19 protein-coding genes are annotated in these 19,380 nt (G+C 65.9%); 2 read left to right on the top strand and 17 right to left on the bottom strand.

Going from position 1 to position 19,380, the window contains the following annotated elements:
* Window positions 1–5 precede the first annotated feature (5 nt).
* On the top strand, window positions 6–569 hold the full coding sequence (locus VK98_RS09345) for a hypothetical protein (protein ID WP_048413769.1): 564 nt from the start codon (window positions 6–8) through the stop codon (window positions 567–569).
* Window positions 570–579: 10 nt separating this feature from the next.
* On the opposite strand, the gene VK98_RS09340 is transcribed toward VK98_RS09345, so the two are convergent.
* The 17 genes from VK98_RS09340 to VK98_RS09260 form a co-directional block, all read right to left on the bottom strand.
* Window positions 580–2,469 carry a nucleoside-diphosphate sugar epimerase/dehydratase gene (locus VK98_RS09340; RefSeq protein ID WP_048413798.1) on the bottom strand — a complete coding sequence of 630 codons (1,890 nt, stop codon included), beginning with the start codon at window positions 2,467–2,469 and terminating at the stop codon, window positions 580–582.
* A 103-nt stretch (window positions 2,470–2,572) separates the two neighbouring features.
* Window positions 2,573–3,241, bottom strand: a complete 669-nt coding sequence (locus tag VK98_RS09335; protein WP_082158857.1) for a sugar transferase — start codon at window positions 3,239–3,241, stop codon at window positions 2,573–2,575.
* Window positions 3,238–4,401: a DegT/DnrJ/EryC1/StrS aminotransferase family protein gene (locus VK98_RS09330; protein ID WP_048413768.1), complete on the bottom strand. Its 1,164-nt coding sequence runs from the start codon at window positions 4,399–4,401 to the stop codon at window positions 3,238–3,240. Before VK98_RS09330 ends, VK98_RS09335 begins: the two co-directional genes overlap by 4 nt.
* A 158-nt stretch (window positions 4,402–4,559) precedes the next feature.
* Entirely contained in the window at window positions 4,560–5,795 is a 1,236-nt protein-coding gene (locus tag VK98_RS09325) for a glycosyltransferase family 4 protein (protein ID WP_048413767.1), read from the bottom strand.
* A 77-nt stretch (window positions 5,796–5,872) separates the two neighbouring features.
* Window positions 5,873–6,967 (bottom strand): glycosyltransferase family 4 protein, encoded by a 1,095-nt coding sequence (locus VK98_RS09320; protein WP_048413766.1) that lies wholly within the window; start codon window positions 6,965–6,967, stop codon window positions 5,873–5,875.
* 60 nt (window positions 6,968–7,027) lie between these two features.
* Entirely contained in the window at window positions 7,028–8,122 is a 1,095-nt protein-coding gene (locus VK98_RS09315) for a glycosyltransferase family 4 protein (RefSeq protein WP_048413765.1), read from the bottom strand.
* Window positions 8,115–8,696, bottom strand: a complete 582-nt coding sequence (locus VK98_RS09310; protein ID WP_048413764.1) for an acyltransferase — start codon at window positions 8,694–8,696, stop codon at window positions 8,115–8,117. The genes VK98_RS09315 and VK98_RS09310 overlap by 8 nt, the downstream gene beginning before the upstream one ends.
* Window positions 8,693–9,961, bottom strand: a complete 1,269-nt coding sequence (locus VK98_RS09305) for a lipopolysaccharide biosynthesis protein (RefSeq protein ID WP_048413763.1) — start codon at window positions 9,959–9,961, stop codon at window positions 8,693–8,695. The genes VK98_RS09310 and VK98_RS09305 overlap by 4 nt, the downstream gene beginning before the upstream one ends.
* Window positions 9,962–9,965: 4 nt before the next feature.
* A complete protein-coding gene (locus VK98_RS09300; RefSeq protein WP_048413762.1) occupies window positions 9,966–11,063 on the bottom strand; it encodes a DegT/DnrJ/EryC1/StrS aminotransferase family protein in 1,098 nt (365 codons plus the stop codon).
* A 113-nt stretch (window positions 11,064–11,176) separates the two neighbouring features.
* Window positions 11,177–11,755, bottom strand: coding sequence for an acyltransferase (locus VK98_RS09295; RefSeq protein WP_048413761.1), 579 nt, complete (start codon window positions 11,753–11,755; stop codon window positions 11,177–11,179).
* Complete coding sequence (locus VK98_RS09290; RefSeq protein ID WP_048413760.1) at window positions 11,752–12,018, bottom strand: hypothetical protein; 267 nt, start codon at window positions 12,016–12,018, stop codon at window positions 11,752–11,754. Before VK98_RS09290 ends, VK98_RS09295 begins: the two co-directional genes overlap by 4 nt.
* Before the next feature lie 9 nt (window positions 12,019–12,027).
* Window positions 12,028–13,092 carry a Gfo/Idh/MocA family protein gene (locus VK98_RS09285; protein WP_048413759.1) on the bottom strand — a complete coding sequence of 355 codons (1,065 nt, stop codon included), beginning with the start codon at window positions 13,090–13,092 and terminating at the stop codon, window positions 12,028–12,030.
* Window positions 13,093–13,235: 143 nt separating this feature from the next.
* Window positions 13,236–14,540 (bottom strand): nucleotide sugar dehydrogenase, encoded by a 1,305-nt coding sequence (locus VK98_RS09280; protein WP_048413796.1) that lies wholly within the window; start codon window positions 14,538–14,540, stop codon window positions 13,236–13,238.
* A gap of 313 nt (window positions 14,541–14,853) precedes the next feature.
* Window positions 14,854–15,654 carry a polyamine aminopropyltransferase gene (locus VK98_RS09275; protein ID WP_082158855.1) on the bottom strand — a complete coding sequence of 267 codons (801 nt, stop codon included), beginning with the start codon at window positions 15,652–15,654 and terminating at the stop codon, window positions 14,854–14,856.
* On the bottom strand, window positions 15,644–16,621 hold the full coding sequence (gene ttcA / locus VK98_RS09270; RefSeq protein WP_048413758.1) for a tRNA 2-thiocytidine(32) synthetase TtcA: 978 nt from the start codon (window positions 16,619–16,621) through the stop codon (window positions 15,644–15,646). Before ttcA ends, VK98_RS09275 begins: the two co-directional genes overlap by 11 nt.
* A gap of 90 nt (window positions 16,622–16,711) precedes the next feature.
* Window positions 16,712–17,473, bottom strand: coding sequence for a pteridine reductase (locus tag VK98_RS09265; RefSeq protein WP_048413757.1), 762 nt, complete (start codon window positions 17,471–17,473; stop codon window positions 16,712–16,714).
* 78 nt (window positions 17,474–17,551) lie between these two features.
* Window positions 17,552–18,100: a hypothetical protein gene (locus VK98_RS09260; protein WP_156187803.1), complete on the bottom strand. Its 549-nt coding sequence runs from the start codon at window positions 18,098–18,100 to the stop codon at window positions 17,552–17,554.
* Window positions 18,101–18,161: 61 nt separating this feature from the next.
* Here VK98_RS09260 and VK98_RS09255 point away from each other — a divergent pair, with 61 nt between their 5' ends.
* A complete protein-coding gene (locus VK98_RS09255) occupies window positions 18,162–19,313 on the top strand; it encodes a class I SAM-dependent methyltransferase (RefSeq protein WP_048413794.1) in 1,152 nt (383 codons plus the stop codon).
* Window positions 19,314–19,380 lie beyond the last annotated feature (67 nt).

Below are 19,380 nucleotides of genomic sequence, written 5' to 3'. Positions count from 1 at the left end.
ACGGCATGAACGCTCTGACCGTCCCGCCCCCTCTCCGCCCTCGCGGCGTCGCCGCAGCGCTGCTGCTCAGCCTGCTGGCCCACGGCGCGCTGCTGTGGCTGGCCAAGCCCGGCAGCCGTCCGGACGCCGTTGCCGGCCCGCCGCTGCGGATACAGCTGAACCCGCCGGCGCCGGCCATCATTCCGCCACCCGCCCGCGCCGTCGCGCCGGCCTCCCCCGCCCGAAAACCAGCCGCGCCCCCGCGGCGCCCATCGGCGGCGGCACGGGCCGACGCCGCCGACCGCGGCGAGCGTTCCGCCCCAGCCGGGCCGGCCCTAAACAGGCGCGACGCGTCGGCGCCCGGCCCGGCCTTGACCTTGGGCGGCCTGCGCCGGCAGCTGCGCGAACAGGCCGCCGCCGCGCCGGAAAAGCTCAGCCCGCTGCCGGCCGACCCCGCCAAAACGAAATTGGCCCGCTCGATTGAGCGGGCCGAAAAGCCGGACTGCAAGACCCGCTACTCCTCCTTCGGGCTGCTGGCGATCCCGATCCTGGCGGTGCAAAGCGCGCGCGAGGACGGTTGCAAGTGGTAGACCGCCGGCCTCAAGAGGCCGCGTTCGCCCGCGTCACCCAGTCCTGAGTGGCGTCGGCGGCGCGGAATTCGCGCACCGCTTGTTGCAGCAAGGCAAACGCCTCCGGCGCGTCCAGACTCCGGCAAGCCTGGTCCATGCTCGCCAGCAGCGCCCGCATTTCCTCATCCGGCAGGCAGTATTCCTGGGCGCGCATGATGCGTTCGTGGTCGGTGGCCAGCACGTTGTCGCCGATCAACAGCTCCTCATACAGCTTCTCCCCCGGCCGCAGGCCGGTGATGCGGATCTCGATGTCGCCGCCGGGCCGGCTCGCGTCCTTGAGCTCCAGGCCGGACAGGTGCACCATGCGCCGCGCCAGATCGATGATGCGCACCGGCTGCCCCATGTCCAGCACGAACACGTCGCCGCCGTCACCCATCGCGCCGGCCTGTATCACCAGTTGCGCCGCTTCGGGAATGGTCATGAAGTAGCGGGTGATGTCGGCGTGGGTCAGGGTGATCGGTCCGCCCGCCTTGATCTGGGCGCGGAACAGCGGCACCACCGAGCCTGAGCTGCCCAGCACGTTGCCGAAGCGCACCATCACGAAACGGGTGGCGCTGCCGCGCGCGTGGCGGGTCTGCAGCGTCAGCTCCGCCAGGCGCTTGGTGGCGCCCATCACATTGGTGGGGCGCACCGCCTTGTCGGTGGAGATCAGCACGAAGGTGTCCACGCCGCAATCCTCGGCCGCGCGCGCGGTGGTGTCGGTGCCGAACACATTGTTGACGATGCCGGACACCGGATTGTGCTCCACCATCGGCACATGCTTGTAGGCGGCGGCGTGATAGACGGTGTCCACCTTGAAGGCGCGCATCACCTGGACCAGCCGCTGGTAGTCGGTGACCGAACCCAGGACCGGCGTGCGCTCCGGCGGCGCGGCGACGCGGCCCAGTTCCTGGTCTATCGCGTACAGCGCGTATTCGGACTGCTCGAACAGGATGATGCGCGCCGGCTGGTTCTTGGCGATCTGGCGCACCAGTTCGGAGCCGATGGAGCCGCCGGCGCCGGTGACCATCACCACCTTGCCGCGGATATTGCGCGCCAGCAGTTCCTGCTTGGGCGGCACCGGGTCGCGGCCCAGCAGGTCTTCGATCTCGACCTCTTTCAACTCCTCCACCCGCGCCTCGCCGGACACCAGATCGGCCATGCCCGGCAAACGCTTGATCGGCACCCGCAGCAGTTCCAGGGTTTCCAGTATCTCGCGCTGGCGGCTGCGGCTGACCGAGGGCATCGCCAGCAGAATGCACTTGGCTTCCACGTCCTTGACCAGCTGCGGCAAATCGCGCGGCGGGTGCACCGCCACGCCGCGGAAGGTGCGGCGATGCAGCTCGGGGCTGTCGTCGACGAAGGCCATCGGCCGGTATTCGCGGCCGGCCTGCAAGGCCAGCATCAATTGCACGCCGGCATGGCCGGCGCCGTAGATGATCACGTGCTCGCGCGGCGCGTCCACCGCGTCGATGCGGCGCGCCAGGCCTCGCAGCAGGAAGCGGCTGCCGCCGATATAAGCCATGGCGAACACCCAGAAGATGATCACCGAGGTGCGCGGCATCGCCCAGATGTGGGCCATCTGCAGCACCGCCTGCAACACCAGCACCGACAAGGTCACCCCGGAGAACACGGTCAGGATGATTTTGTCGTCCAGGTATTTGAGCACCGCGCGATACAGGCCCAGCTTGATGAAGATGGGAATCGCCCACAGCGGCGGCACGATGAAGATCCACAGATGTGGATTGAGCTTGGGATCCCAATAGCCCCCCAGGCGCAGGAAGACCGCGCTCCACAGCGCCAGCGGCAACAGCAGCGCGTCCATCAGCGCCAGCATCGCCATCTTGTTGTGGCGGGAGAAGGCGAGCAGTTTTTCAAACATGGTCATTCTTTCGCGTCCGGCCGCCATTGATACAGCGCATCCGGACAACATTCCTCATTCAGGGCGCCGGCATCGGCGGGCCCCGCCATCCGGATGGAAACCGTCATCGGCTGACGATCTTCATCAGGGTGGCGACGATGATGCGGACATCTTCAAACAGGCTGTGGCTTTCGGCGTAACGCACGTAATAAGCCAGTTTTTCCGGCAGCACCTGCTCGATGTAGGCGCGCTCCGGATCCTGAGCCAGGCCCAGGATTTCGTTCTCGTCTATCATCTTGATCGACGCCCAATCGGTGATGCCGGGGCGCACCGACAATACGATGTCGCGGACCTCGTCCGGATAATGGGCGACGTACTTGGGCACCTCGGGCCGCGGTCCGACCAGGCTCATGTCGCCGAACAAGACGTCGATCAACTGCGGCAGCTCGTCCAGCTTGGTCTTGCGCAACAGACGGCCGGCGCCGGTGACGCGGCTATCCGCGCCGACGGTCAGCTGGCCATGGCGCTCGGTGTCCACCTGCATGGTGCGGAATTTGTGGATGCGGAACAGCGTGCCACCCCGCCCCACCCGCACCTGGCGGAAAAACACCGGGCCCGGCGAATCCAGCTTCACCCACAGCGCCACCGCCAACAGCGGCAGCGCCAGCGCGGCAAGCCCCAAGCCGGAAGCGGCGATGTCGAAGCCGCGCTTCAACAGCCGCGAACCGTGGCGGCTGGGCCGGCAGCAGGGCGGCAGCAGTTCGCCGCCCTTTTTTTCCAACCGCTCGCTCATGCGCCCAGAATCTCGCGCACCGCGGCGATGACGCGGGTCTGGTCGTCTGCCGTCATCCGGGTATACAGCGGCAGCGTCACCTCGGCTTCAAACGCCGCGTCGGCCACCGGGAACTGCTCGCGCGTCAGTTGATAGCCGTCGCGCCACACCGGCTGGCGATGCAGCGGAATGAAGTGCACCGAGCAGCCTATGCCTTTTTCCGCCATCTTGGCGATGAAGTCGTCGCGGCTGACGCCGGCTTCCGGCTTGATGCGCACCGGGTACAGATGCCAGGCGTGGTTGCTGCCCGCGTCCTTGGGCCGCGCCGGCAGGATCAGCGGCAGGTCGGCCAGCTCGCGGTCGAAACGCTGGGCCATCGCCTCGCGCAGCTCCTGGAAGCGGCGGATTTTCTTCAGTTGATGGATGCCCATCGCCGCGGCGGTGTCCGGCATATTGTACTTGTAGCCCGGAGCCACCACTTCGTAGAACCAGGCCGGGGTCTTGGACACGTAGCGGTCGAAGGCGTCACGGCTGATGCCGTGCAAACGCATCACCTTGCAGCGCGCGATGATGTCCTTGTTCTTGGACACCACCATGCCGCCTTCGCCGGTGGTCATGGTCTTGTTGGCGTAAAAGCTGAACACGGTGACGTCGGAGTCCAGAGTGCCCACCAGCTTGCCCTTGTAGTAAGTGGGCAGCGCGTGGGCGGCGTCTTCAACGACCTTCAGCCCGTGCTCGCGGGCAATGGCGATGATCTCGTCCATCTCGCAGGCGAGGCCGGCGAAGTGCACCGGCATGATCGCCTTGGTCTTGGCGGTGATCGCCGCGCGGATCGCGTCCGGGCTGATGTTGAAGGTGGCCGCGTCCACGTCCACGCACACCGGGTGCGCGCCCAGATAGCGCACCACTTCGGCGGTGGCGGTGAAGGTGTAGCTGGGCACGATGACCTCGTCGCCGGGGCCGATGCCTATCGCTTCCAGCGCCAGGTGCAGGCCGGCGGTGGCCGAGTTGACCGCGATCGCCTCGACGCCGTCGCCGATGAATTGCGCGAAATCGGCCTCGAACTGCTTGGTCTTGGGACCGGTGGTGACCCAGCCGGAACGCAGCGCGTCGACCACTTCGTTGATCTCGTCCTCGCCGATGTCCGGCAGGGCGAAGGGCAGGAATTTTGTTTCGCTCATATCGTTCTTTCGCTATTCAGTTAAGCGCATGGACACATCTCGCGTCCATGCGATCTGGCAAACCCCGTAGGGTGGGCAAGGCCAAGGGCTTGCCCACGCATTAGCACTTGTACATTCCGCTTCTTCAGCCGCAAGGCCTGGTTCGGCCCGCGGATCATTCACGAGCGAGCCAACACCGCCTGCAAAAACCGCCGCGCCAGCACCGCGTAATCATGGTGTTCCAGCACATAGGCCTTGCCCGCCGCGCCCATGCGCGCGCGCTCCTCGGCCGGCAGCGCCGCCATCCGCCGCGCCGCGTCGGCGATGGCGGCCGGGTCCTCGGCGCCGACGCTGAGGCCGGCGCCGGCCTCGCTGACCATGTCGTTGCCGGCTTCCACCGAATGGATCACCGGCTTGCCGGCCATCAGGTAGTCGAACAGTTTATTGGGGTTGATGCCAAAGCGATAGATGGGCAGCTTGCGCCAGCCTATGAACAAGGCGTCCATCTCGGCGAGGAAGCCCGGCACCGCGCGCTTGGCGATCGCCGGCAGGAAGACCACCTTGTCCAGCCCCAGTTCGGCGGCGCGCGCCGCCAAGGCCGCCTTGTCCGGACCGTCGCCGACCAGCACGAAAGTCACCGCCGAGTCCCGCATCAGCGCCGCCGCCTCCAGCAGGTAATCCAGCGCATTGGCCAGGCCGTGGCCGCCGGCGTAGCCGATCAGGAAACGGCCCTGCGCCTTCAATTCCGCCAGCCGCATCCGGTGTTCGGCCGGCAGGGCCTCGGACTCGCCGCGCCATTCGGCGACGTCGACGCCGTTGGGAATCACCGTGTACTTGGCCGGGTCCATGCCGTGCGCCACCATATAGTCCTTGGCGCAGGGCAGCATCGACACCACGGTGTCGGCCTTGCGATAGCCGAAATCCTCGGCCCATTGCAGCAGGCGAATGAAGGGATGCTTGGGCGACATGCCGCCCACTTCCACCGGCGTCAGCGGCCACAGATCATGCACCTCGTACACCAGCCGCGCGCCGGTCTTGGCGGCGATCCAGGCCGCCGGCACCGTGTCCAGCGGATAGGTGGACGAGGCGATCACCACGTCCGGCTTCCAGTGCTTCAGGTAACGGCCGGACAAACCCATCACCCGGGCCAGAAAGCTGAAGATATTGAGCACGCGGCCGACGCCGTTGCCCTGGTAGGGACGAGTGCGGCACCAGGTGTAGCGGATGTCGTCGATATCCTCGTCGCGGTATTTGCCGTCCACTTGCGGATGAGTCTGGCGCAGATGGGACACGTCGGCCGCCAGCATATTGACTTCGTGGCCGGCCCTCACCCATTCCCGCGCCAGGTAGTAGGGGCGGAATTCCATGCCGTGCCGGGGGCTGCCGGCATAGTGGTTGATGTACAAAATCTTCATGGTTTTTCAATGGCGGCTCAGGCCGCTAACAATTTCATTCGCCCCCAGGCCCTGCTTTGGCCGGCCCGGAGTCCGCATTACAAGGCCGCGTACAAACCGACCAGCTTCTCGCCTTCGGCCGCCCAACTGTATTTACGCAGCACCGCCTGCTTGCCGGATTCGCCCAGCGCGCGCATGCGCGCCTCGTCGGCCATCAGTTCGTTGACGGCGGCGGCGATAGCGGCCGGGTCCTGCGGGTCCACCAGCAGGCCGCAGCCGGCGTCGGCCACGATCTCGCGCCACACCGGAAAATCCGACGCGATCACCGGCATGCCGGCGGCCATGTATTCGAACAGCTTGATCGGCAACGCGTCGACGTAGTTCGGCGTCGGGAACAAGGTCACCAGGCCGATCTTGCTCTTGGCCAGCACCTCGGCCACGCCTTTGCGGTCCAGCACGCCCAGGTCGTTGACCCGCGCCCAGCCCGGCCGCGCCGACACGCGGGCCTTCAGATCGCTCTCGCTCCACGGCCCGGCCAGGTTCAGCCGCGTCGCGGTGTCCGGCAGCGCCTCGACAATGGGTTCGATGCCGCGGATGCGCGAGATGCCGCCGATATAGCACAGCTCGTTGCGGCGCTGCTCCCACGGAGTGTCGCGCACCAATTCTTCCAGAATGGGGAAGTTGCACACGTCCAGCGCGCGCGCGCCCAGTTTCTCGAAGCGCTTGCGGATGTGCGGCGTCGAGGTCACCACCGCGTCGAAGCGGCGCGCCGCCCAGTCTTCCAGCGCCTCGAAGCCGCTGGACACCAGGGGCCGCACCGCGCCGGGAATCCAGTGCTTGGCCAGGATCTGGCGCGGCACGTCCTCGTGCACGTCGTAGACCACCTTGATGCCGGCCTGCTTCAGGCGCAGCGCGGCGGGAATCAGCTCGGGGTCGTGGAAATGGACCACGTCCGGGCGCAGCTTCAGCGCCGCCTGGTAGACCCGTTTGACGGTGCCGGTCATCCGCGCCAGGCGGCCGCCGGATTTGGGGCCGACATCGTGGAAGCGCACGCCGCGGTTGATCTCCTCGCCCTGGCCGTCGGCCACGATCAGCGTCACCTCGTGCCCGGCGGCGGCCAGGGTCGCGCACTCCTTGACGAAGATGCGGATGTCGTGACGCGGATGGGCGGAAGTCAGATGGGCAATTTTCATATTGAAGCTCTGTTTAGCGGCCGTCCGGCCCGCGATGATCCCGGGCCCGCGGCGAAATTCTTAGTTGTCGGAACCCAGCAGTTCCCGATACAGCCGAGCGAAACCGGCCATATTCGGCTGATGCAGTCCCTTGTCCGCCACCAGCCGGCGGTTGAGCGCGGCGACCTCGTCCAGCCTCGCGTCCTCGCCGGCCCACTCCATCGCGCGCAGCAAGGCCTCGTCCAAACGTCCGACATCCTCGGCGATCGCGCCGTTGAGGCCGTCTATCACCCATTCACCGTTGGCCGGCAAATTGGACAATATGGGCAAGCAGCCATGACCCATCGCCTCCAGCAGGCTGACGCTGGTGGCATCCGAGCGCGGCACGCTGACGAAAACCCGGGATTCGGCGTACATCCGCCCCAAGGTCGCGCTATCGACGAAGCCGGCGAAATCGGCGCGGCTCAGGCCCAGTTCCGCGGCCAACCGCCGCAGCGCCTCGGTCTCGCTGCCGCTGGCGGCCACGGTCAGCCGCCAATCGTCGAAGCGGCCGCTGCGCTCCACCCGCTGCCAGGCGCGCAGGATGGCGTCAACGCGGTACAGCGGCTTGTGCAGCCGGCAGGACAGCACCGTCTTGCCCTTGCTCGCGCTGGCCGCCGGCGCCGGCATGGCGTCCATGCCGTAATTGAGCAGGCGGATGCGGCAACCCTCGCCGGCCAGCTCGCGGATTTTCGCCGCCATGTGCAGGGAGTCCGAGGTGATCGCGTCGGCGGCGGCCAGATTGGCTCGCACCATCGCCCGCATCAGCGGATTGCGGTCAGGCAGCAGCAGCACATCGGAGCCCCAGGCGGTCAGCGCCATCGGCAAGTCCAGGCTGGCGGCCGCGCGGCTGCCGTGCCAGGCCACGCTGTTGGCCTGATGGATGTGCAGCAGCTGCGGCCGCGTCTCGCGCAGCCAGGCGCGCAGGCGCGCCACCGTGCCCAAGGCCGCCAGGCGGAAGTCCACGCGCAGGCTACCGGCCAGCAAAGGCGCCACATCCGCCGGAACCTCGCCGTTGCAGGCCAGGAACACGCGCTCCACATGCGGCGCGATGCCGCGCAGGAAGCGCCAGGTATGCACCGAGGCGGAGCCGATCACCGCGACGCTGGCGATCTTGTCGCTGACAGGCTCAGTCATGCGCCCAGGCCTCGTACAGGGGCAGCAGCTCCGGGTGCTCGTCCAGCCACTTGGCGTCCAGCTCGCGGGTGTCGCCCACCACCCTGGCCGGGTTGCCGGACAGGATGGCGAAATCGGGGTAAGCGCCGGCCGGCACATAGCTGTAGGCCGACACCATGCTGCCCTTGCCCAGCTCCACGCCCGGCATCAGCACCGAGTGCGGGCCGACGAAGCTGTACGGGCCCAGCTTGGTGGGCTTTTTCAGATAGCCGACGTGGTTGTTGCTCTCTAGGTAGCGGTCGCCGTACAAGCGGATGGCCACATGGCTGGAGTGGGTCAGCAGCGAAACATAGTTGGTGATCTGACAGCCTTCGCCGATGTAAAGACCGCCGGAGGCGTCTATCAGATTGAAATGGCCGATGTAGACGTTGTCGTCCACCATCAGCTTGCCGACATGTTCGATGCGGGTCATGTTGGATACCCGGGTGCGTTTGAGGAACACCCCGTCGCCGCGGGTGAATCCATACACCATTCTGGGCTGCACCCACGCCGACAGGCGGAAGCGGATGCGGCTGAATAGAGCGTGCCAATTCATCGGGCTGCCTTGTAAAGCCATGCAAAATAAGCCAGGAAGTAAGCGGCCATCACCACCGACACCAGCTGGAAGGTGGCCACCGCGTCGTTCCACAGCGAGAAACCCGCCCACATCGTGCCCAGGAACAACAGGGCCTGCAGCAGGGACCACAGGAAGGCCTGGCGCTGGCGATTGATCACCGGCGGCACCATGCCCAGCGGCGAGGCGACGAAGTGGAACAGAATGTAGAGCGACATCGCCTCCGCATAGCGGCCGGCGGTGGCCCAGTTCTGTCCGAACACCAGCGAGAACAAGGGTTCCCCGGCCAGTTGTATCACCAGGAAGGGCAGCAAGGCCATGCCGCCCAGCGTCAGCATCATCTTGCGCAGAATGGGACGCAGCGGCTGGTGCTGATTGCGGGCGTCGGCCAACTCGCGGTAGGCCACCTGCGCCACCGCCTGGCCGATCAGGGCCGCCGGCAGCTTCAGCACCCGCATCATCAGGCCGTAAAAGCCCACCGAGGCGGTGCCGGCCAGCATGGTCAGCGCCACCAGCGTCGCAGAATCCAGCAAGGCGGTGCTCAAGGCGTGCGGCGCATTGATCTTGGGAAACTCGATATAGGCGCGCGCCACCTCGCGCATGCCGGCGCGGCTGAGTTCATGGCGCCAGGCGAAGCGGGCCTTGAGGTCCTGCCAGGTCTGCGCCAGCAGGGAGCCGAGCTGACCGGCCAGTTGGCCCAGGATCAGGCCGGCCGCGCCGGCGCCGGCCCAGCCGAGCCCCACCTGGGTGGCGGCCATGCTCAGCGACTGCAGCATGCGGCCGTTGGCGTTGGCCTGGTAGCGGCGGTGACGGTTGTTCCAGTTGGTCCAGGCCTGCATCAAGCCCGCCAGCGCGACGGACAAGGGCAGCAGCAGCAGCCAGGGCTCCAGTTCCGGCGCGCCCAGATGGCGGGCGATATGGGCGTGGCCGTCAAAGGCCACCACCACGGCCACCAGCAGGGACAAGGCCAGCGCGCAGGCGATGGACAGACCCATCAGATTGCCGGCCCGCTTCTCCTCGGCCGGCAGCACGATGGCCATCTCGTAACGGGCGGTGGCCAGCACCGCCAGCGTGGACAGCCAGGAGACGTAGACCGCCTGCACCCCCACCTCGTGCGGGTTGTACAGGCGGGTGATCAACGGCGACACCAGCAGCGGAATCACCTGCGCCACCGCCGCCCCGGTGATCAGGGTGATGATGTGGCGGATGAAGCCGCTCTTGGGCAGGCGGGACAGCAACAAGCCCATGCGCTCAGGCCAGCGCCAGCTTGACCGCGGCGACGACGGCGTCTTGCGTCGCCTCGTCCAGGAAGGGGTGCATAGGCAGGCTCATCACGCGGCGGCCGGCGGCCTCCGACAGCGGGAAGCTGCCTTCGGGCAGGTTCAGGTGGGCGAAGGCCGGCTGCAGATGCAGCGGAATCGGGTAATGCACGGCGGTGGGCACGCCCAACTCCTTCAGCTTGGCCTGCACCGCCTCGCGATCGTCCACCTCAATGGTGTACTGCGCGTAGACATGACTGTTGCCCTCGGCGATCACCGGCACCCGCGCCACCTCGCGCAGCAGCGCGCTGTAGCGCGCGCCGATGCGCTCGCGCGCCGCCACTTCGTCGGCGAAGCTCGGCAGCTTGGCCAGCAGCACCGCCGCCTGTATGGTGTCCAGCCGGCCGTTCAGACCGATGATGGGGTGATGATAGCGGCGGTCCTGGCCGTGCACGCGAATCTCGCGCATTTTCTTGGCCAGCGCGTCGTCGCTGGTGAAGCAGGCGCCGCCGTCGCCGTAGCAGCCCAAGGGCTTGCTGGGGAAGAAGCTGGTGCAGCCTATGGTGGACAGATTGCCGGACTTCTTGCCGCGCTGGCCGGCGCCGAAGCTCTGCGCGCCGTCCTCGATCACCGCGATGCCGTGCTTGGCGGCGATGGCGTTGATGGCGTCGAAGTCTGCGCACTGGCCGTACAGGCTCACCGGCATGATGGCGCGGGTGCGCGGCGTGATCGCCGCTTCCAACAGCGCCGGATCCAGGTTGTAGCTGACCGGGTCGATGTCGACGAAGACCGGCTTGGCGCCCAGCAGCGCGATCATCTCGCCGGTGGCGATAAAGGTGAACGGGGTGGTGATCACCTCGTCGCCGGGGCCGATGTCCAAAGCCATCATCGCGATCAGCAGCGCCTTAGTCCCGTCGCAAACGCCGATGGCGTGCTTGGCGCCGGTGTACTCCGCCAACCCCTGCTCCACTTCCTTGACTTCCGGCCCCATGATGTACTGGCCATGGTCCAGCACCGCGTGGATGCGGGCGTCGATGTCGGCTTTCAGATGCTGGTACTGCGCTTTCAGATCAATGAACTGGATGGACATAAGAGGATCAACCCCAAATCAATTTTTGAAAGATATCGCACAGAGCGCGACACGCAGAACAACGGAGAAGCGCCCTGAGGCAAGCCGGCGCAAGGCCGCATCAGGAATGCCGCTCAGTCGTTCTTGAGCGGCGAGCAGTGATTGCCGCCCACCTCGTAATGCTTGCCGCAGGACGGGCAGCTGTGGGTGCCGATGTCGTTGGCCAGCCGCTCGCCGCAGGAACACATCCAGCCTATGCGCTTGGCCGGCGTGCCCACCATCAGCGCGTAGGCCGGCACGTCGCGGGTCACCACCGCGCCGGCGCCGATGAAGGCGTACTCGCCTATGGTGTGGCCGCACACCACGGTGGCGTTGGCGCCGATGGACGCGCCCCGTTTCACCAGGGTGCGGCGGTATTCATGCTTGCGCGCCACATGGCTGCGCGGATTGTTGACGTTGGTGAACACCATGGACGGGCCGCAGAACACGTCGTCCTCCAGCGTCACCGCGTCGTAGATGGACACATTGTTCTGCACCTTGACGTTGTCGCCGATCAGCACGTCGTTGCCGACGAACACGTTCTGGCCGAAGGAACAGCCGGCGCCGATCTGCGCGCCGCCGCAAATATGGACCCAGTGCCAGACGCGGGTGTTCTCGCCGATCTGCGCGCCGTCGTCGACGATGGCGGTGGGGTGGATGTGAACCTGGCTCATTTCTGCCGCTCCCATTTATCCAAAATCTTATCCAGGCGGGTTAATTGTTGCTCGGAGCGCACCATGGACTGCTCCTGGCGAGCCAATAATTTCTCGCTACGCGACCATTGATCTTCCACGCTGCCGGATTGGGCCGCGCGGGCGGCAGACTCGCGTCCTGCCTGCTGATAGCTGTTGAATGCCGAAAACATCAGCATCAAGCCGCCGCCGACCAGCCAGAAACCCAGGCCCCACAAGACGCCGTCCAGAATCTTTCGCATCATGCCTTGGCCTCAATAGTCCAAAGGCAGGCTGACGCGGCGGCCGTCGCGCGCCGACAGATACATCGCGATCAACAGTTCCAGCGACTTCAGCCCCTCGCGGCCGTCGGTCTCCGGCTCGGCTTCTCCGCGCATGGTCTTGATCACATTGTCGTAGTACAACGGATGGCCGAAGCCGTAGACGCTGGTGGTGGCGTAGCTGGCCTGCTTGATGTCCTCATCCATCGCGTGCGGCTCGGCAAACTCCCAGTGCTGGATTTCGTTGACCGCCATGCCGCCCACGCGCACCGAGCCCTTCTCGCCCAGGATGGTGATGCTGCCCTCCAGGTTCTTCGGATAGGTCAGCATGGTCACGTTCATGCTGCCCAGCGCGCCGCTGCGCCATTTGACGCTGACGGTGCCGGTGTCTTCCACCTCGATATTGCGCGCCAGCGTCGCGGTATAGGCCTGCACGCTTTCCACCGGGCCGATCAGCCAGTCCAGCAGGTCCACGTAGTGGCTGGCCTGGTTCATGAAAGCGCCGCCGTCGAACTCCCAGGTGCCGCGCCAGCCGGCCGCGTCGTAATACTCCTGCGGCCGGGTCCAGAACACATTGACGTTGACCATGTAGACGCGGCCGAAACGCTTCTCCTGCATCGCCCGCTTCAAGAGCTGCAAGGTGGCATTGCGGCGGTTTTGCTTGACCACGAACAGGTGCTTGTTGGCGCGGTCGGCGGCCTTGACCATTTCCAGGCCGTCCTCCCAGCGGGTGGCCATCGGCTTTTCCGTCATCACGTGGAAGCCGGCTTCCGAGCAGGCGATGCTTTGGCTCGGGTGCAGACCGGACGGAGAGGTCAGGATCACGATGTCGGCGTCGGACTTGGCCAGCATGTCGGCCAGACTGGCGTGGCCGCGCGCGCCGGTGCGCGCCACCGCCGCCTTCAAGGCGGCCGGGTCGATGTCGCAGACGTCGACCAGCTCGGCGCGGTCGGCGTGCTGCTCCAGCGCGCCGAAGTGGTTCTGGGCGATGCGGCCGCAGCCCACCAGCGCGAAGCGGATCTTGCGGTCGGTAATCGGGGGAAGGTGCAGAGTTTGCATGAGTTTAAACCCTAAATTCAGTGAGCCACGGAAGCACACGGAACAACACGGAAACCTCCAAATATCCAAGCCCTCAAGTCATCGTGATCTGCAGGCTCCAGCTTTGTCCGCGTCTTTCCGTGTGCTTCCATGGCTAAAAACAATCAGGCCTTGACGATATGGTCCGCCGGCTCCAGATACTTGCCGCGGCTGTCCACCACCAGTTGCGCGTGCGCCTTGATCTGCGCGTAGTCGAACTTGTCGTGGTCGGTGGCCAGCAGCACGCAATCGTAGCCAGCCAGGTTCTCAGCGCTCAAAGCCACGCTGGACAGCTCGAAATGATGCTCGCGCATCTTGGGGAACACCGGCACGTGCGGGTCGCTGTAGGCCACTTCCGCGCCCAGATCGCGCAGTTTCTCCATCAGGAACACCGACGGGCTTTCACGCATGTCATCGACGTTCTTCTTGTAGGCGATGCCCAGCACCAGCACGCGGCTGCCGTTGATCGCCTTCTTGCGCAGGTTCAGCGCGGCGGCCACTTTGGACACCACGTAGTCCGGCATATTGCTGTTCACTTCGCCGGCCAGCTCGATGAAACGGGTGTTGACGCCGTATTCGCGCGCTTTCCAGGTCAGGTAGAACGGGTCGATCGGAATGCAGTGGCCGCCCAGGCCCGGGCCCGGATAGTAGGGCACGAAGCCGAACGGCTTGGTGGCCGCGGCGCGGATCACTTCGTGGATGTCGATGCCCATCTTGTCGGCGACGATCTTCATCTCGTTGACCAGGCCGATATTCACCGCGCGGTGGATGTTTTCCAAGAGCTTGGTCATCTCCGCGGCGCGGGTGGAGGACACCGGCACCACCTTGTCGATCACCGCGCCGTACAGCGCCACGCCGATTTCCTGGCAGGCCGGGGTCACGCCGCCGCACACCTTGGGAATGGTGCGGGTGGTGAAGTTCGGATTGCCCGGGTCTTCGCGCTCCGGCGAGAACACCAGGAAGGCGTTTTCGCCCACTTTCAGGCCGCGCGACTCCATCCGCGGCAGCAGTTCTTCGTCGGTGGTGCCCGGATAGGTGGTGGACTCCAGCGACACCAGCTGGCCTTCGCGCAGATGGGGCACCAGGCTGTCCATGGTGTCCAGCACGAAGCTGAGGTCCGGCTCGCGGTATTTGTTCAGCGGCGTCGGCACGCACAGGATCAGGGTGTCGGCTTCCGGCACGCGGCTGAAGTCGGTGGTGGCCTCGAAGCCGCGGCTCAGCGCGGTGGCGATGCTGTCGGCGGAAATATGCTCGATATAGCTTTGACCGGCCATCAAGGCGTCCACTTTGGACTGGTCGATGTCGAAGCCCAGCACTTTGTAGCCGACTTCGGCGAAGCGCAGCATCAGCGGCAGGCCGACATAGCCCAGGCCCACGATGCCGATGACGGCGGATTTGTCTGCAATCCGATTGAGCAGTTGCTGCTTGATCACGGTGTAAGTCCCAACAGTATGTAAATACGATAGCGGCGGACCGAACATTCACGGCAAACGGCGCGGAAGCGAAACCGCCCGCGCCGCGCCTGCCCTAAACTGTCCGATCCACCGCCATAAAGTTCATTCAACGGCAAGCCAGCTTGCCGCCTTCCGTTGCCGCTCGTACTGATCTGCCTCAGAGCTCTCTGTATTCGAACTCGTTTCGCGCAGCTCGCCACCCGCCTCAAGCCGGCGCGGCCGTAATGCCGGCATTATACGCCTCTTGCCGCGCGTCATTGGGTAAGCAAATGTACGCCGACGCGCCGCTTCAGACCAGTAAATGCCCCGCCGTGTGCTGATTGGTCAACTTCAGGCGATTGACAAACTCGCCGAACTCCAAGCCAAAACGGCACTCCATCCGGTCCGCCCGCTCCTTCAAGGCATCCCATTGGGTCAGCGTCGGGCTCTGACGGAAAGCCATCACCGCCACATTGCCGTGGCTGGCGGAAGGCAGCTCCAGCACCCTGCCCTCGAACACATTCAACAAGCGCTCGACAAAACTCTGATAACGCTTGTCGCCGCTCCACCAATTGGTGACGAACACGCCCTTGGGACTCAAGGCGCGCTTGCAGTCCTCAAAGAAGTCATCGGTGGTCAGCGCGTCGACAATCTGCAGGCCGTCGAAGCCGTCCACCAGGATGGCGTCGGTGGAGCCGCGGAAGATCTTCACGTAATCGGCGCCGTCGGCCTCGATGATCTCGAAAAAATCGCCTTCCTCCGGCAGCTGGAAAAAAGCGCGCGCCACCGCGATCACCTGCGGGTTGATGTCCACCGCCACGCTGACCGCGTCCGGCAGGTATTCGTCGATAAAGCGGGCGAAGGAACCGCCGCCCAGCCCAATCTGCAAAATGTGCTGCGGCTCGTCGTTCCACAACAGAAAACCCATCATCGCCCGGCTATACGACAACACCAGCTCGGCCGGATCGTCCAGGTCCATCGAACTCTGGATGGTTTCCGAACCCAGATGCAGCGAGCGGATATTGCCGGCCTCCGAAATCTCCACCTCCGGCATTTCATCCACCGCGGCGCGCACGCGGCGGCGGAACGGATGCAAGGCCCTACGCGCCACAGTCGTGCTCTCCGGACAAAGGTTTACGGGAATCCAGAATGCTGATGGTGCGCTTCTTCGGCGCCGCTTCGGCCTCGTCGTCCTGCGGCGGCGGCGGATCGCGGAATTCTTCCTTGTCGAAAGCGGTGTCGCCGCCGTCGAACGGCGCGTCGCCGGTCTTCAGGCCGGCGAAATCGAACAGGCCGGTGTCGGCCAGATGGGACGGCACCACGTTCTGCAAGGCGCGGAACATGCTCTCCAGCCGGCCGGGGAAGCGGCGGTCCCAGTCGTTGACCATTTCCTTGACCACCTGGCGCTGCAGATTGGGCTGCGAGCCGCACAGATTACACGGAATGATGGGGAATTCGCGCAGCGCGGCGTAGCGCTCGATGTCCTTCTCGCGGCAATAGGCCAGCGGGCGGATCACCATGTGGCGGCCGTCGTCGGACACCAGCTTGGGCGGCATGGACTTCAGCTTGCCGCCGTAGAACATGTTCAGGAACAGGGTGTGCAGGATGTCGTCGCGGTGATGGCCCAGCGCGATCTTGGTCGCGCCCAGCTCGTCGGCCACGCGGTAGAGAATGCCGCGGCGCAGCCGCGAACACAGGCTGCACGTGGTCTTGCCTTCCGGCACCAACCGCTTGACGATGGAATAGGTGTCTTCTTCGACGATGCGGTACTCGACGCCGATGGAGTCCAGGTATTCCGGCAGCACGTGCTCGGGGAAGCCCGGCTGCTTCTGGTCCAGATTGACCGCCACGATGGAGAAGTCGATAGGCGCGGATTTCTGCAGGCCGCGCAGAATGTCCAGCAAGGTGTAGCTGTCCTTGCCGCCGGACAGGCAGACCATCACGCGGTCGCCCTCTTCTATCATATTGAAGTCATTGATGGCGTCACCCACATGGTGGCGCAGGCGCTTGGCCAGTTTATTGCCTTCAAACACGGCCTTTTTGGCCTTGTCGTCGAGGACGCTGCTTGCTTCGGACATGGAGTACGGCTAAGAAATTGAAAAACAGGCGATTTTACTTTTTTTCCGCGGCGAAATCCACGCCGGCGAACAATGCCGCGCGCCCCGCGCCTACAACACCACGCTGCGGCCGCCGTCCACCGCCAGAATCTGGCCGGTGACGTAGCCGGCGTCCAGCAGCAGGAAGGCCACCGCCTGGGCGATGTCCTCCGGCACTCCGGTGCGGCGCAGCGGAATGCTGGCCTCTATTGCCGCGCGCTCCGCCGCGTCGAAGGACGCGTCGTCCTCCGGCCACAGATTCACTCCGGGCGAGACGCCGTTGACCCGCACCGCCGGCGCCAGCTCGATCGCCAGGCTGCGGATCAGTTGAGCGTGGCCGGCCTTGGCCAGGTTGTAGACCACGTGACGGGCCATCGGCCGCTCCACGTGGATGTCGGCGATGCCGACGATGGCGCCGCGACGCTTGGCCAACTCGGGCGCCAGCGCCTGCGACAGAAACAGCGGCGCCTTCAGATTGCTGCCCATCAGATCGTGCCAGGCCGCCTCGTCGATCCGGCCCACCTCGGTGGGGAAGAAGCTGGACGCGTTGTTGACCAGGCCGTCCAGCCGGCCGAACGCCGCCACCGCCTGCGCCGCCAGCGCCGGCAAGGCCGCCGTGTCCAGCAAATCCCCCTGCAGCAGCCGCGCCGAATCCGGCCGCGCCGCGTTCAACTCCGCCGCCAAGGCCTCCGCCTCGCCGCGCGAACCGCGGTAGTGCAGCACCACCCGCAGGCCGCGCGCGTGCAAATGCCGGGCGATGCCCGCGCCCACGCGCCGCGCCGCGCCGCTGATCAGCGCCACCCGCTGCTCCCCTGCCGTCCCCTTATCCGCCATTCCCGCTCCTCTGAATCCTTGCCCGCCGCCGCAGGCTCCCACACATGCGTTGCGCCGCGATGACGCCGGCCGCGACGCCTATTTCTTGCCCATGCACGGCCGGGCCACCGCCAAGGCCGCCTGACTGGACGGCGGCAGCGCGAAGCGCGCCGTCAGCTTGCCGTGCTTGCGGCTGGCGCCGTCTATCGTCACCAGCAGCTCCTTGTGCGTATCGGACTGCCAAGCGAAGAACTCGCCCTGCGACGGCCAGGCGAACACGAAGCGGTCGCCCTCCTCGTACCAGCCGGCGAAATGGCTGTCCGCGCCGCGGCGCAAACCGGCCATGCCCAGCCTGAGCTTGCGTCGCTCGCCCAGACCGCCCGGCCCCTCGAACGGGCGCACGTCCCAGCCGCCCAATTGATCCGACACATGCAGCGATAGCCGCAACGGCGGGCTGTCGGCGCGGCAGGCCAGCTCCAGCCGCGCAGGGAAGCGGCTGCGCCCCACCATCGCCTCGCCGTCCAGGCTGGCCACCTGCAAAGGGTTGTCCGGCAACGGCTTGCTCACCGTCCATTGCGGCGCCGCCAGCGCCGGTCCCAGCAACAGGCCGCCCGCGCAGCCGGCCATCCAACGGTAAAATCGCTTCACCCTCTTCTCCTGTCCGCCAGTTTCCACCACAATCGCGGCACATTGTAGCAGGATGACCGCCATGACCACCTTACCCGCCTCCAGCCCCGACGCGCTGGCCATCAGCCAAAGCCTCGTTCACGCCATCCAGGCGGAAATCCGCCAATGCGGCGGCTGGATCCCGTTCTCCCGCTACATGGAGCTGGCGCTGTACGCGCCCGGCCTCGGCTACTACGCCGCCGGCAGCCGCAAACTGGGCGCGGCCGGCGATTTCACCACCGCGCCGGAAATGAGCGCGCTGTTCGGCCGCGCGCTGGCGCGCCAGCTGGCGGAGCTGCTGCCGCAAACCGCCAATGCGGTCTATGAGTTCGGCGCCGGCACCGGCAAGCTCGCCATCGATATTCTCAGCGAACTGCAAGCGCTGGACGCGCTGCCGGAGCGCTATTGCATCGTCGACCTGTCGCCGGACCTGATCGAGCGTCAGCGACACAATATCCGCCAGGCGCTGCCGCAGCTGGCCGATCGCGTGCAGTGGCTGAGCCAGTTGCCGGAGCGGCTGGACGGCGTGCTCATCGGCAACGAAGTGCTGGACGCCATGCCCTGCGAGTTGATCCACTGGACCCCGGAGCCGCTGCAACGCGGCGTGGCGCTGGACGGCGAGCGCTTCGCCTGGGCGGACCGCCCCATCCAGGACCCGCAACTGCTGCAACAGGCCCAGGCCATCCAGCCGCGGCACGACGACTATGTTTCCGAAATCAGCCCGGCCAATATCGGCTTCCTCCACACCCTGGCGCAAAAGCTGGATCGCGGCGCCGTGCTGTTGCTGGACTACGGCTTCCCCGCCGCCGAGTACTACCACCCGCAGCGCCATATGGGCACGCTGATAGGCCATTACCGCCACCATACCGTGGACGATCCCTTCTACCTGCCCGGCCTGATGGACCTGACCTGCCACGTCGATTTCAGCGCGGTGGCCCAGGCCGGCCTAGACGCCGGCCTGGACCTGATCGGCTACACCACCCAGGCTCAATTCCTGATCAACGCCGGCATCACCCAATTGCTGGAGCGGCTGGATCCGGCCGACGCCGCCGCTTATCTGCCGCAGGCCGCCGCGGTGCAGAAGCTGCTGTCGCCGTCGGAAATGGGCGAGTTGTTCAAGGCCATAGGCTTCGGCAAGGGCGTAAGCATAGACTGGAGCGGTTTCCTGCGCGGCGACCGTTGCTACACCTTGTAAGGCGACGGTCGCGAGAATCTTGTTGACAGCCGGCTTTCGGCTGCGTATATTTCGCGTCTCGGTGCAC

It is taken from the genome of Chromobacterium sp. LK11 (assembly GCF_001043705.1).
GTDB classification, from domain to species: Bacteria; Pseudomonadota; Gammaproteobacteria; order Burkholderiales; family Chromobacteriaceae; genus Chromobacterium; species Chromobacterium alkanivorans.
Note: the sequence above shows the minus strand (reverse complement) of the source record. Positions and strands in the feature narration are given on the sequence as shown.